This is a genomic window from Paraoerskovia marina (assembly GCF_900105445.1).
Classification (GTDB): domain Bacteria; phylum Actinomycetota; class Actinomycetes; order Actinomycetales; family Cellulomonadaceae; genus Paraoerskovia; species Paraoerskovia marina.
This window is the reverse complement of sequence record NZ_LT629776.1, coordinates 2,318,949-2,331,647: the sequence shown is the minus strand read 5'-3', so window position 1 is coordinate 2,331,647 and position 12,699 is coordinate 2,318,949. Positions and strand designations below refer to the sequence as shown.

The following is a 12,699-nucleotide window of genomic DNA, read 5'->3' as shown; positions in this document are numbered from 1 at the left end:
CAGCGGCGTCCGCGAACGTCGGGCATCATGGCGACATGTCTCCCGCCGCCGAACCCTCACCCCTCGCCGGCGGCAGCACGGCGGACCTCATCGGTGCTCTGGAGGTGCTTCGCGGCCGGCTCGACGCCCTGCGTCTCACGCACGAGCTGCCTGACGTGGACGCGCAGCGCCGGACCCGGCGCCGGAGCATCGACCAGCTGGACGACTACATGTTGCCGCGGCTGCGCGCGTCGGGCGCCCCGCTGCTCGTCGTCGTCGGGGGCTCGACCGGTGCCGGGAAGTCGACGCTCGTCAACTCGTTGCTCGGACGCACGGTCTCGGCCCCCGGTGTCCTGCGCCCGACCACGCGCTCGCCGGTGCTCGCCCATCACCCCGACGACGTCCGGTGGTTCACCGGCGACCGGGTGTTTCCGGGCCTGACCCGCGGTGGCCAGGCGGGACGCTCGCTGCGCCTCGTCCCCAGCGACGCGCTCCCGGCCGGCCTGGCGCTCCTCGACGCGCCCGACGTCGACTCGGTGGCCGAGGAGAACCGGGACCTCGCCGCTCAGCTGCTGGCGGCGGCAGACCTCTGGCTCTTCGTGACGACGCCCGCCCGCTATGCCGACGCGGTGCCGTGGGACGTCCTGCAGTCGGCGGTGGCGCGGCACGCCCAGGTGGCGCTCGTGCTCGACCGGCTCGACCAGCAGACCCACGACGTCCCGGCCGACCTGCGCACCATGATGGACGAGCGTGGTCTGTCGCAGGCCAGCCTCTTCACCGTCCCCGAGGCCGACCTCGTCGACGGGCTGCTGCCCTCCTCGGAGGTCCGAGAGCTGTCCGCGTGGCTCACCGCGCTCGGGGGTGACGGGCCGGCGCGCGAGCGCGTCGCCGTCGCGACCCGCGACGGTGCGGTCGACGACGTCGTCGACCGCACGCTCGACCTCGCCGCGGCGGCGGACGAGCAGGTCGAGGCGACGGAACGCCTGCGCGCGTCGGTCCGCACGGCGTACGCCGAGGCGCGGTCCCGCGTCCGGGCGGCGACGCGCGACGGGACGATGCTGCGCGGTGAGGTGCTCGCCCGCTGGCAGGACTTCGTCGGGACGAGCGAGTTCTTCCGGTCGGTCGAGAAGAAGGTCGGGCGTGCGCGCGACTCCGTCGTCGGGTTCTTCCGCGGCCGCCCTGCGAGGGCGCCGCAGGTTCAGGAGGCGATCGCCCACGGGCTCGAGGCGCTCCTGCTCGACGCCGCCGAGGCCGCGGCCGAGCGGACGTGGCAGTCGTGGCGCTCGGACCCCGCGGGGCGCGCTCTGACGGACGACGCCTCGCTGTCCCGTGCCTCGGCCGGTCTGCGCGAGCAGGTCGGTGCCGAGATCCGAGGCTGGCAGGGGGACGTGCTCGACCTGGTGCGCGAGCAGGGTGCGAACAAGCGCGGGCTGGCCCGGGCCCTCTCCTTCGGGCTCAACGGCGTGGCGGTCAGCCTCATGGTGGTCGTCTTCGCGTCGACAGGAGGACTCACCGGTGCCGAGGTCGGCATCGCGGGCGGGACCGCCGTCGTCGCCCAGAAGCTCCTCGAGGCGGTCTTCGGGGACGACGCCGTGCGGCGGCTGGCCCGGGACGCCCAGGACCGTTTGGACGACCGCGTCGACGCCGTCCTCGACCCGCAGGCGCGGCGCTACACGACCCAGCTCGACGCGCTCGGCGCCGGCGAGCCCGGCGGGCAGGCGTTGCGCGACGCGGCCGACGCGGTCCGGAGCGCGGCGCTGGCGGAGCGCGAAGGACGGCCGGAGCCGGTCGAACCGGTGCCCGTCGTCACGCCGGAGTCGCACGCGGATCCTGCTTCGACGCCGCGTTCGAGCGGGTGGCGCCGACTCTTCGGACGGGGCACCCGGTGACGCCCCGGGGGATCGACCTCGAGTCGCGGGTCCGCGCGCTCGAGAGCGCGGTCGCGGCGGCCGACGGTCGCCTCGACGGACTGCTCCTCGCCGACGCGCGGGAGGTGGCGGAGCGGGCGCGGGAGCGATCCTCGCTCTCCGGCGAGCACACGGTGGTCGCGGTGGCGGGTTCGACCGGATCGGGAAAGTCGTCCGTGGTCAACGCCCTCGCCGGGACGGAGGTGGCCGTCCCCGGGACCCGGCGCCCGACGACGTCCCACCCCCGTGCGGCGATCTGGGGCGCGGGCGGCGACGACCTGCTGCGGTGGCTCGAGGTGCGCGACCGGGTCGACGTGGGCAGCGAGTCCGGTGTCGCGACGCCCGGGCTGATCCTGCTGGACCTGCCCGACCACGACTCGGTGGTGCGGGAGCACCGGCGACGTGCCGAGCGGGTCGTCGCGCGGGCGGACCTGCTCGTCTGGGTCGTCGATCCGCAGAAGTACGCCGACGCGTCCTTGCACGACGACTACCTGCGCCCGCTCGCCGACCACGACGACGTCGTCGTCGTGGTCCTGAACCAGGTGGACCGGCTCACCGCCGCGGACGCGCGCGCCGTCCGCGACGACCTCGAGCGGCTGGTCACCGCGGACGGTCTCCCGCGCGCGACCGTGCGCGCGGCCTCGGCTCGGACGGGCGTGGGGATCCTCGATCTCTCGGAGCGTCTCGGCGATGCCGCACGACGGCGCGAGGCCGCCCTGGCCCGGGTGGCTGCGGACGTGCGCGTGGTTGCCGAGCGGATCGTCGACGAGTGCGGAGACCCGTCGCGTGCGCGGGACACCAAGGCCGCGCGGCAGCGGTTGATCGACGGGCTCGAGGCTGCTGCCGGGGTCGAGACGGTGGTCTCGGCGGTGCGGGTCTCGGCGCGTCGCGACGCTCAGGCTGCCACCGGGTGGCCGCCGACCCGGTGGTTGGGTCGTCTGCGGGCCGACCCGCTCCGGCGGCTGGGGCTGCGCCGCGGCCGCGAACGGCCCGACCTTGCCCGGACGTCGTTGCCGGCCGCGTCGGTCACCACGGTCGCGGAGGCGCACATGGCCGTCCGTGAGTACGCGCGCTCCGCGGCGGACCTCATGCCCGAGCGCTGGGGCGACGCGCTGCGCGACCGGGTCGACCGCAACACGGACGACCTGCCGAACTCGCTCGACGGCGCGATCGCCGGGACACGTCTCGACGTCGCACGGCGGCCGGCCTGGTGGTCGGTGGTCAACGCCCTCCAGTGGGCCGTCCTGGTCGTCGGCGTGTTCGGGGGACTCTGGCTCGCCGCGCTCGGCGTCGTCGACTATTTCCGCCTGCCCGAGCTGCCGGTCCCGACGTGGAACGACGTCCCCGTCCCGACGATCATGCTCCTCGGGGCCGTGGTCGTCGGCCTGTTCCTCGCGCTCCTGAGCCGGTTCGCGGCCGCGCTCGGGGCGCGCCGCCGGGCGGCCCGGGTGCGCAAGCAGCTGCGCCGCTCGATCGGTGAGGTGGCCGACGAGCTCGTCCGGCTGCCCGTGGCGGAGGAGCAGGCAGAGCTGGCACGATGCCGGACGTCCGCGGTCATCGCGGCCGGCTGACCAGGACGACCCTGCCCGGCGGGCAGGAAGGAGTGAGATGAGACTGCACGTTCCCGTACCCCTGCGGTGGTCCGACCTCGACGCGTACCAGCACGTCAACAACGTCGAGATGCTCCGCCTGATGGAGGATGCGCGGATCACCGCGCTGTGGCGGCACGACGACTCGGCGGAGACGTGGCCGACGGCGGTCCTGGACACCGGACCCGACGCGTCCTCGCACACCCTCGTCGCACGTCAGGAGGTGGAGTACCTGCGACCGCTGGGCTTCACCCGGACGCCCGTCCGCGTCGAGATGTGGTTCGGACGGCTCGGGGGCGCCAGTCTCGAGATCTGCTACGAGGTGCACGACGGCGCGGCGACGTTCCCCCGGACGGGACCGGGCGGTGGGAGTGCCCCGTACGCCCGGGCGTCGACGACCGTGGTCGTCGTCGACGCGGGGTCCGGCGCGCCGCGCCGGCTCACCCCGGTCGAGCGCGCCGCGTGGGAGCCGTTCGTGGAGGAGCCGATCGCGTTCAGGCGTCGGTAGCGAGCGTCTCGGCGGCCTCGCGGATGTTGCGCTGCATCCCGCCGAAGACGATCCCGTGGAACGGTTTGACGGACCACCAGTACGCCTGACCTGTCAGGCCCTGCGGCGAGAAGAGCGCACGCTGGACGAAGTGCGTCCGGCCCGGGTCGGACGTGTCGTCGACGCGGAGCTCGAGCCACGCGAGTCCGGGCAGCCGCATCTCCGCGCGCAGCAGGAGCCGGTGGCCGGGGTCGACGGCCTCGACGCGCCAGAAGTCGACGGCGTCGTCGACCCGCAGGTCGACGGCGTCGCGCCGGCCACGGCGCAGGCCGGGGCCGCCCGAGAGCCGGTCGAGCACGCCCCGGACCTGCCAGGCGAGCGACCACGAGTACCAGCCGCCCTCGCCGCCGATGCCGCGGATGACCTCCCAGAGGGCTGCCGGTGGTGCGTCGACGAACGTGCGGCGCTCGTCGACGTAGAGAGAGCCACCGGCCCAGTCGGGGTCGCTCGGCAACGGGTCGGACGGCGCGCCCGGTACCGCGGCCGAGGACCACCGGGTGGAGACCTCGCCGTCGTGGATCCGCTGCAGCGCGAGGCTCACGGCCGTCTCGAAATGCACGAGGCCGTCCTCCGGGTCGGGGACGTACTCGCGGATGTCGTCCTCCTTGCACACGACCTCGTGCTGCAACGACTCCACCAGCGGGCGTGCGATCCCGGACGGGACCGGGGTGACGAGGCCGACCCAGTGTGACGACAGCCGGGGCGTCAGGACGGGGACGCTGACGATCCGACGTCGGGGCAGGCCCGCGACCTGTGCGTACCGCTGCATCATGTCGCGGTAGGTCAGGACGTCCGGCCCGCCGACGTCGAAGGTCCGCGAGACGTCGGCGGGCATCCGTGCGCTGCCGACGAGGTAGCGCAGGACGTCGCGGATCGCGATCGGCTGGACCCGGTTGTCCACCCACCGCGGGGTGGTCATCGCCGGGAGCCGCTCGGTCAGGTATCGCATCATCTCGAACGAGGCTGAGCCGGAGCCGAGGATCACCGCGGCCTGGAGCACCGTCGTCGGGACGCCCGAGGCGAGCAGGATCTCGCCCACCTCCTTGCGGGACGCCAGGTGCGGGGACAGGTCCTCGTCGTCGGGGGACAGCCCGCCGAGGTAGACGATGCGGCCCACCCCGGCCTCACGGGCGGCCTGCGAGAACGTCAGCGCGGTGCGACGGTCGCGGGCCTCGAACGTCGGTCCGGTGCCGAGCGAGTGGATCAGGTAGTACGCGACGTCGGCTCCGTGCAGCGCGTCGCGGATCTGATCCAGCTCGCTCGCGTCCGCCTCGACCCGCTCGACGTCGTCGACCCACGGACGCCCCGAGAGGCGGTCCGGATGCCGCGCGACCGCACGCACGGCGAACCCGGCCTCGAGGAGCTCTGGCACGAGCCGTCCGCCCACGTATCCGGTCACCCCGGTGACCACTGCCAACGGCTTGTCCGCCATCATCGCTCCCCGCTCTCGGTTGATTCATCCTCCGGGAGCAGGTTCGGACTCGCACCCGCGGCCGGATGCAGCTCGTCGCTAGGGGAGTCGAAGCATTCCCTCCTGGGCGATGCTTGCGACGAGGGTGCCGTCCTGGGCGTAGACCCGCGCTGCGCCGAGCCCGCGGCCCCCCTGAGCCGACGGCGAGGACTGCACGTAGAGCAGCCACTCGTCGACCCGGACGTCGCGGTGCCACCACATGGCGTGGTCGAGGCTGGCGATCGAGATCCCGGGTGTCGCCCAGGAGGTGTCCGACTGACGCAGGACCGGCTCGAGCATCACCTGGTCGCAGGCGTACGCGAGCAGCGCACGGTGCAGGAGCTGGTCGTGCGGGACGGGACCCCGCGCGCGCATCCAGACCTTCTGGTGGTCCGTGCGGGTCTCGCCGCCGCCGAGGTACAGCGATCCTTCGACGTGGCGCAGGTCGAACGGAGACTCGTGCGACCGCGAACGGGCCGCGGGATGAGGGATCTCGCCGAGCTCGTCCATCGCCGACGGCAGGGTCTCGGGATCGGGGGCGTCGGGCATCGGGCTCGTGTGCTCGAACCCATCCTGGCGCTCCTGGAACGACGCGATCATCGACAGGATCGGCTGGCCGTGCTGGATCGCGTGGCTGCGCCGTGCGCTGAACGACCGGCCGTCGCGCAGTCGCTCGACGTCGAACTCGATCCGCGTGGACAGGTCCCCGGCGCGCAGGAAGTAGCCGTGCATCGAGTGGGGGAGCCGCCCGTCGGGGACGGTGCGGCCTGCGGCGACGAGCGCCTGGGCAAGCACCTGACCGCCGTAGATCCGAGCGTTCGGCTGGTGCAGGTTGTACCCGCCGAAGCGGTCGTCCGCCCCGCGCCCGGTGGCCTCGTCGAGGGGCTCCTCCTCGAGCCGCAGCGCCGAGAGCAGATGGCCGAGCGGGTCCGTGGCCAGGTCGTCCGCGGAGATCAGGGCTTCCGTGGGCACGTGCGTCACGCGTCCTCCTCGAAGGTGTTGAGCAGCGAGTGTGCGGCGCGCTCCAGGTAGTCCCAGAGCTGCGCCTCGTAGAGCGGGGCGAGGTTCAGGGCGGTGACCGCGACCCGCATGTGCGCGAGCCAGGCGTCCCGCGCTCGCGGGGTGACCTTGAACGCCGCGTGCCGCATCCGCAGGCGTGGGTGCCCGCGGCGCTCCGAGTACGTCGTGGGACCGCCCCAGTACTGCTCCAGGAACATGGTCAGTCGCTCCTTGGCCGGGCCCAGGTCCTGCTCGGGGTACATGGCCCGCAGGTAGTCGTCCTTCGCGACCTCCTCGTAGAAGACGTCGACGAGGAGCGCGAAGGTCTCGTGACCCCCGACCGCGGCGTAGAAGCCGTCGGAGCTGCGTTCGGCGGCGGCCCGGGGTGGCTGTGCGGCGGTCAGGGGCAGCGATGCGCGCGCGGGTTCTGGTTCCACGTGCCCCATCATCGCATCGACCGCGCGGTCCGGGTCAGAGCCCCAGCTCGGCGAGGACGGGCAGACGCTCACGGACCGCGTCGCGGGCACTGCGGGCCGACGGCGCCGTCAGAGCGACCTGTGCGAGCGTCCGGCACTCGTCGTGCGTGACCGCCGCGAGCAGGGCAGCGACGTCGGGGAGAGAGCGCGCCGTCATCGAGAGGCTGCTGACACCCAGGCCGACGAGAACGGCCGCGAGGACCGGGTTGCTCGCCGCCTCGCCGCACACGCCCACGGGCCGGTTCTGCTGGGCGCCGCCGCGGCACGTCGCCTCGACGAGCCGGAGCACCGCCGGCTGCCACGGGTCGTTGAGCTCCGCCAGGGAGCCGAGGAGGCGGTCGGCGGCCATCGTGTACTGCGCGAGGTCGTTGGTGCCGATCGACGCGAAGTGGGCCGAGGCGAGGATCTGGCCGGACAGGAGCGCCGCGCCCGGGACCTCGACCATGACCCCGGCCTGCGACAGCCCGTGGGCCGCGCAGCGTTCTACGAACCACTGCGCCTCGTCGACGGTCGCGACCATCGGCGCCATCACCCAGACGTCGGCGGACTCGGCCCGGGCGGCGAGCGCGATCGCCTCGAGCTGGTCCTCGAGCAGCTGGGGCCAGCGTTCTGCGGTCCGCAGCCCACGGACGCCCAGGGCGGGGTTCTCCTCGTCCGGGGAGCTCAGGAACTCCAACGGCTTGTCCGCGCCGGAGTCGAGCGTGCGCACGACGACCTTGCGTCCCGGGAACTCCGTGAGCACCCGCCGGTACTCGACGACCTGCTCGTCCACGCCCGGCGGGTCCTCGCGGCCCAGGAAGCAGAACTCCGAACGGAACAGACCCACGCCCTCGGCGCCCGCGGCCGCCGCGGCCGCCGCGCCCGTCGGGTCCCCGACGTTCGCCAGCAGCGCGACACGATGGCCGTCCGCGGTCCGGCCGGTGCCGTCGAACGTGCGTGTGCGACTCGCGAGCTCCCGGGCACGGGCGACCTGGTCGGCAGACGGGTCGAGAGTCACGACGCCGCTCGACCCGTCGACGAGGACCAGCGCCGCCGAGGCGAGCGCCCCGACCGCACCCGTGGCGGCGACGACGGCAGGTATGCCCTTGGCGTTCGCCACGATCGCGGTGTGCGAGGTGGGGCCGGCCAGCTCGGTCACGATCGCGAGGACGCGCTCCGGGTCGAGGGCAGCGGTCGCCGACGGTGCCAGGTCCCGGGCCACCAGGACGAAGGGCTCGGGATGGTCGGGCACGCCCGGGGCCGGTAGGCCCGTCAGGTTCGCGATGATCCGGTCCCGGACGTCGGCGATGTCCTGGGTGCGCTCGGCGAAGTACCCGCCGAGCTCCGTGAACTGCCGCACGACGGCGTCCGCCGCCTCCCAGATCGCCCGCTCGGGGACGAGGTGGTCGTCGAGGACCCGCCGCTCCGCGTCCGCGAGGAGCGTGGGGTCGGCGGCGATCGCAGCGGTGGCACCGAGGACGTCCTGGGTCGTGCCGTCGGCGGCGTCGGCCGCGCGCATGAGGTCGTCGGCCACGGCGCTCGCGGCGGAGCGGAGCCTGACGGCCTCGGCCTGCTGGTCGTCGCGTGGGGCGAGCCTCCGGCCCGGTGGCGGCTCCTCGATGGGCTCGGGCATGACGACGACGGGGCCGACAGCGGTTCCAGCTGAGACTCCGATGCCGCGGACGGCGGGTTGTGGCTCGTTCACAGGGTCCTCCTCGGCGGATGTCCGACGAGTCTGGCCGACCACGCGCGCGTCTGCCACCAGGCGTGCCGGACACGGGAGCAATCGTCCTCGGAGCGGACTAGGCTAGGAGGTGCGCTCACGCGTGAGCGACCCCCGTCGTCACACCTTTCAGGAGCAACACCCCATGAGCAAGGCACTGCAGATCCTCGAAGCGCTCGGCGGCTCGGCGAACGTCGTCGAGCTGGAGCCGTGCATCACCCGGCTCCGCGTCGAGGTCACGGACCCGGAACTCGTCGACGAGGCGGCCCTCAAGGCCACGGGCGCCTTCGGTGTCGTCCGCTCGGGTCGCGTCGTGCAGGTCATCGTCGGCCCGGAGGCCGACGACCTGGCCGCGGAGCTCGACAGCAAGCGCTGAGTGACGCTCGCATGCAGGTGACGATCGGATCCCCGCTGGCGGGCGTCGTCGTGCCGCTCGCAACGGTTCCGGACCCCGTCTTCGCCCAGGAGATCGTGGGCCCGGGAGTCGCAGTCGAGCCCGAGGGCTCGGACCCGGTCGTGGTGTGCGCGCCCGTCTCCGGTCGGGTCGCGTCCCTGTTCCCGCACGCCTTCGCCATCCAGATCCCGGAGGGTCAGACCGTCCTGGTCCATCTCGGGATCGACACCGTCCGGCTCGACGGGCACGGGTTCGACCTTCAGGTCGCCGTGGGGGACGTGGTCGAGGCAGGGGCTCCCCTGATCGTCTGGGACGCCTCGGTCACCCGGGCCGAGGGCCTGGCGACCGTCTGCCCGGTGGTCGCGCTCCAGGGGGACCCCGCACACGTCGGCGCGGCGATCCCCCTGGGTTCCTCGGTCACGGTCGGCGAGCCGATCGTGACCTGGTCGCTCCCGTCTACCAGGACGACAGCGGAATCCCCGCACCGCTGAGGTCGTCGCGGACGGCGACGCGCAGGGCGCGGGCGACCTCCCACTGCATCGCCGGCTGCGTCTTGATCCTGATGCGGAACAGCAGCCGTCCGCGGGCGATGGACTCCACGCCCGTGACCTCGGGAGCCTCGAGGACGTAGGCGCCCAGCTCCTCGTCCTCGGCGATCCGGGCGGCGGCCGCCTCCAGGACCTCACGGACGCGCGGGACGTCAGCCGTCATCGAGACCGGGAACTCCACGAGCGTGCGGCTCCACTCCTGCGACATGTTCCCCGTGCGCAGGATCTCGCCGTTGCGGACGAACCAGAGGGTGCCCTCGAGGTCGCGGACCTTCGTCACGCGGAGCTGGACGTCCTCGACGGTCCCGGTCACCTCGCCGAAGTCGACCGTGTCGCCGACGCCGTACTGGTCCTCGAGCAGCATGAAGATGCCCGACAGGTAGTCCTGGACGAGGCTCTGCGCCCCGAAGCCCAGGGCGACGCCGACGATCCCCGCCGACGCGATGAAGGGTGCGATGTTGACGCCGAGCGTGTCGAGGACCAGCAGGATCATGATCGCCAGGACGATCACGTTCGCCGTCGAGCGCAGGACGGACCCGATGGTGCGCGCCCGCTGCGCACGACGGACGCCCGCCAGCGGGTTGGCCATCGGAACCGCCCGTGCAAGGACCCCCCGGGGCGTCGAGTCGGCACCGCGCCGGTCCTTGCCGACCTCCGGGCTGCCGTTCGCTATGGCTTCGGTCACCCGCTTGATCAGACTGCGGATGACGCCGAGGACGACGAGGCTCGCGACGACGATGATCGCGATCTGGAGAGGAGCCCCGAGGAACCACTCCCAGGCTGCCTCCCACCCGGACTTCACGTCGTCCGTGGCGGTCGGCAGGGCAGCGGTGTCGATGGATGAGGTGGTGATGTGCAGCATGGCCCCGAGGCTATCCACCACCGGACGGACGGCGGTAGCAGACCGGCGCGCCGTGCCCGGTGCAGTAGGGTGCCGGGGCCTCTGGCAAGATCAAGGGGTGGACGACGACATGGACCGGACGACGCCGTTGGAGCGCCTCGCGGCCGCGCACGGTGTGGCGACGACTGTCCCGGGTGCGGACGGCGAGCTCGTCGACGTCTCGGAGGGGACGCTGATCGCCGTGCTCGGCGCCCTGGGCGTGCCCGCGACCACCGCCGACCAGATCGCGTTCAGCCTCGCCGAGGCCGAGGCCGAGCCCTGGCGCTCGATGCTTCCGCCGTGCACCGTGGTGCGGAGCTCTGTCGGTGCCCAGGTTCCCGTCCACGTCACCGACGGCGACGAGGTCGAGGTCCACGTCGAGCTCGAGGGCGACGAGGGGGTCGTCGAGCTCGAGCAGTCCGACGTCTGGGTCGAGCCGCGCCAGGTCGGGTCGCGCCGCGTCGGGCGTGCCACGTTCACCGTGCCGGACGGGCTGCCGCTCGGCTACCACGTCGCGGTCGCACGCAGCGGCGGGGTCGAGGTCGAGGCTCCGCTGATCGTCGTCCCGGACCGACTCGACGTCCCGCCGGACGACGTGATCGTCCGCGCCCTCGCCGTCGCCGTGGCGAGCCTGCGCTCGCAGTCGTCGTGGGGCGTCGGAGACCTGGGCGACCTGGTCGACGTCGCCTGGACCGCTGCCCGTAACGACGGGGCCGACGTCGTCCTCGTCGACCCGCTTCAGCAGGCCAACCCGCAGGTCCCGGGGAGCCTGCTGACCAACCGGTGGGTCGATCCTGTCTATCTGCGCGTCGAGGACATCCGCGAGACGGGGTATCTGTCCTCCGCGGACCGGTCTCTCGTCGAGTGGTCCGCGGAGGAGGCGCGCGACGCCGGCGCCGACGCGGGCCCCGTCGACCTCGACGCGGTGCGTACCGCCAAGCGTGCCGCTCTCGACGTCGTCCACCAGGTGCCGCGGTCTCCCGCGCGCCAGGCCCGCTACGAAGAGTTCGTCGAGAGCGGTGGACAGGCGCTCGAGAACTTCGCCACGTGGTCCGCGCTCGTCGACCATCACGGCGGGCTCGACCTCCCGCAGGCGGTCATGAGCTCGCGCAGTCCTGGCGTCCACGCTGCCCGCGCGCGCCTCGCGGACCGGGTCGAGCTGCACCGCTGGATCCAGTGGGTCGCGGACGAGCAGCGGGCCGACACGCACCGCCGTGCGCAGGAGGCGGGCGCACTGCTCGGTGTCGGCCAGACCGTCGTCGCAGGCTCCGCACTCGACGGGCCCGACGCCTGGGCGTCGAGCACGCTGGTCGCCCGCGGTGCCGCCGTCGGGTCCGCGCCCGGCGCCGAGGATGCGGCCGGCTCGGTCCGGCACGAGATCGCCTGGAACCCGCGGGAGCTAGCCCGAGCCGGTTTCGCGCCGTTCCGCGACGCCGTGCGCGCCGCGGCTCGTCACGCCAGCATGATCGTCGTCGACGACGCCGGAGCGCTGTTCCGGTCGTGGTGGGTCCCGGGCGGTGCCCGTGCCTCGGCCGGCACCTACGTCGCACAGGACTCGGAAGCACTGACGGGGATCCTGGCGCTCGAGGCCCACCGTGCCGGCGTCTACGTCGTCGTAGACGACTCACGCCTCGCGGACGCCACGGAGCAGCAGGGTCTCGCCGATCGCGGATTCGTCGGGCTCGACGACCTGCGCCGACCGCCGTTCCGAGGGGTGCGGCCCGGTGTCGTCGCGCGGGTGACGAGCCGCCTCGACGCGCCGCTGGCGGCATGGCTCGCCGGTGAGGACATCGACCTGCAGGACTCGCTCGGGATCCTGGACGACGCCGACAGCGCACGTCGGGTGCGGCGCTCCGAGCGTGACCAGGTGCTCGCGCGAGCCCTGCGAGCCGGGACCACGAGCCCTGACGCCGCGGAGCGCGAACAGGTCGAGGGGCTCTACGCCTGGGCCACCCGGTCGGGTGCCGCGATGGTCGTCGTCCGGCTCGCCGATGCCGTCGGGGACCGTCGGGTGCCGGCGGTCCGCGCGGCCGGGTCGGACTACCCGTCGGGCCGACTCCCGCTCGTCGACGCGAACGGCGCTCTGGTGCGGGTCGAGGACCTTCCGCAGAGTGCGCGGCTGAGGGCGCTCTTCGACCACGTGCGTCCCGACGCCTGAGCGACGGCGGACGACTCTCAGAGAGCGGTCCGGCCCGCCCCGCGAGACGCGGGACGGGCCGGACGGCATC

The 12,699-nt window shown here is 73.5% G+C and carries 11 protein-coding genes; 6 read left to right on the top strand and 5 right to left on the bottom strand.

Annotated elements, in window-relative coordinates; all coding sequences use genetic code 11:
• Positions 1-35: 35 nt before the first annotated feature.
• From BLU20_RS10535 to BLU20_RS10525, 3 genes are read left to right on the top strand one after another with little or no spacing between them, the layout of a single operon-like run.
• On the top strand, positions 36-1,868 hold the full coding sequence (locus tag BLU20_RS10535; RefSeq protein WP_231959194.1) for a GTPase family protein: 1,833 nt from the start codon (positions 36-38) through the stop codon (positions 1,866-1,868).
• Positions 1,865-3,457, top strand: a complete 1,593-nt coding sequence (locus tag BLU20_RS10530; RefSeq protein ID WP_231959193.1) for a GTPase — start codon at positions 1,865-1,867, stop codon at positions 3,455-3,457. Before BLU20_RS10535 ends, BLU20_RS10530 begins: the two co-directional genes overlap by 4 nt.
• Before the next feature lie 37 nt (positions 3,458-3,494).
• A complete protein-coding gene (locus tag BLU20_RS10525) occupies positions 3,495-3,983 on the top strand; it encodes an acyl-CoA thioesterase (protein WP_029252482.1) in 489 nt (162 codons plus the stop codon).
• Here the strand turns inward: BLU20_RS10525 and BLU20_RS10520 are convergent.
• From BLU20_RS10520 to ptsP, 4 genes are all read right to left on the bottom strand, one after another.
• On the bottom strand, positions 3,970-5,454 hold the full coding sequence (locus BLU20_RS10520; protein WP_172829099.1) for an SDR family oxidoreductase: 1,485 nt from the start codon (positions 5,452-5,454) through the stop codon (positions 3,970-3,972). The two genes, BLU20_RS10525 and BLU20_RS10520, sit on opposite strands and share 14 nt — an antisense overlap.
• Before the next feature lie 78 nt (positions 5,455-5,532).
• Positions 5,533-6,453, bottom strand: coding sequence for an acyl-CoA thioesterase (locus tag BLU20_RS10515; RefSeq protein WP_231959192.1), 921 nt, complete (start codon positions 6,451-6,453; stop codon positions 5,533-5,535).
• Positions 6,450-6,875: a globin gene (locus BLU20_RS10510; RefSeq protein ID WP_052366932.1), complete on the bottom strand. Its 426-nt coding sequence runs from the start codon at positions 6,873-6,875 to the stop codon at positions 6,450-6,452. Before BLU20_RS10510 ends, BLU20_RS10515 begins: the two co-directional genes overlap by 4 nt.
• A 67-nt stretch (positions 6,876-6,942) precedes the next feature.
• Entirely contained in the window at positions 6,943-8,631 is a 1,689-nt protein-coding gene (gene ptsP, locus BLU20_RS10505; RefSeq protein WP_083372479.1) for a phosphoenolpyruvate--protein phosphotransferase, read from the bottom strand.
• Between the two features lie 163 nt (positions 8,632-8,794).
• Here ptsP and BLU20_RS10500 point away from each other — a divergent pair, with 163 nt between their 5' ends.
• On the top strand, positions 8,795-9,025 hold the full coding sequence (locus BLU20_RS10500; RefSeq protein ID WP_029252487.1) for a glucose PTS transporter subunit EIIB: 231 nt from the start codon (positions 8,795-8,797) through the stop codon (positions 9,023-9,025).
• Between the two features lie 11 nt (positions 9,026-9,036).
• Entirely contained in the window at positions 9,037-9,534 is a 498-nt protein-coding gene (locus BLU20_RS10495; protein ID WP_083372478.1) for a PTS sugar transporter subunit IIA, read from the top strand.
• Here the strand turns inward: BLU20_RS10495 and BLU20_RS10490 are convergent.
• Positions 9,500-10,453, bottom strand: a complete 954-nt coding sequence (locus BLU20_RS10490) for a mechanosensitive ion channel family protein (protein WP_052366863.1) — start codon at positions 10,451-10,453, stop codon at positions 9,500-9,502. The two genes, BLU20_RS10495 and BLU20_RS10490, sit on opposite strands and share 35 nt — an antisense overlap.
• A 97-nt stretch (positions 10,454-10,550) precedes the next feature.
• Here BLU20_RS10490 and BLU20_RS10485 point away from each other — a divergent pair, with 97 nt between their 5' ends.
• Positions 10,551-12,629 (top strand): 4-alpha-glucanotransferase, encoded by a 2,079-nt coding sequence (locus tag BLU20_RS10485; RefSeq protein ID WP_083372477.1) that lies wholly within the window; start codon positions 10,551-10,553, stop codon positions 12,627-12,629.
• Positions 12,630-12,699 lie beyond the last annotated feature (70 nt).

Bases quoted from the DNA above. Each gene is read 5' to 3' on its own strand.
- BLU20_RS10535 (WP_231959194.1), top strand. From the start codon at position 36: ATGTCTCCCGCCGCCGAACCCTCACCCCTCGCCGGCGGCAGCACGGCG.
- BLU20_RS10525 (WP_029252482.1), top strand. From the start codon at position 3,495: ATGAGACTGCACGTTCCCGTACCCCTGCGGTGGTCCGACCTCGACGCG.
- BLU20_RS10520 (WP_172829099.1), bottom strand. From the start codon at position 5,454: ATGGCGGACAAGCCGTTGGCAGTGGTCACCGGGGTGACCGGATACGTG.
- BLU20_RS10500 (WP_029252487.1), top strand. From the start codon at position 8,795: ATGAGCAAGGCACTGCAGATCCTCGAAGCGCTCGGCGGCTCGGCGAAC.
- BLU20_RS10495 (WP_083372478.1), top strand. From the start codon at position 9,037: ATGCAGGTGACGATCGGATCCCCGCTGGCGGGCGTCGTCGTGCCGCTC.
- BLU20_RS10490 (WP_052366863.1), bottom strand. From the start codon at position 10,453: ATGCTGCACATCACCACCTCATCCATCGACACCGCTGCCCTGCCGACC.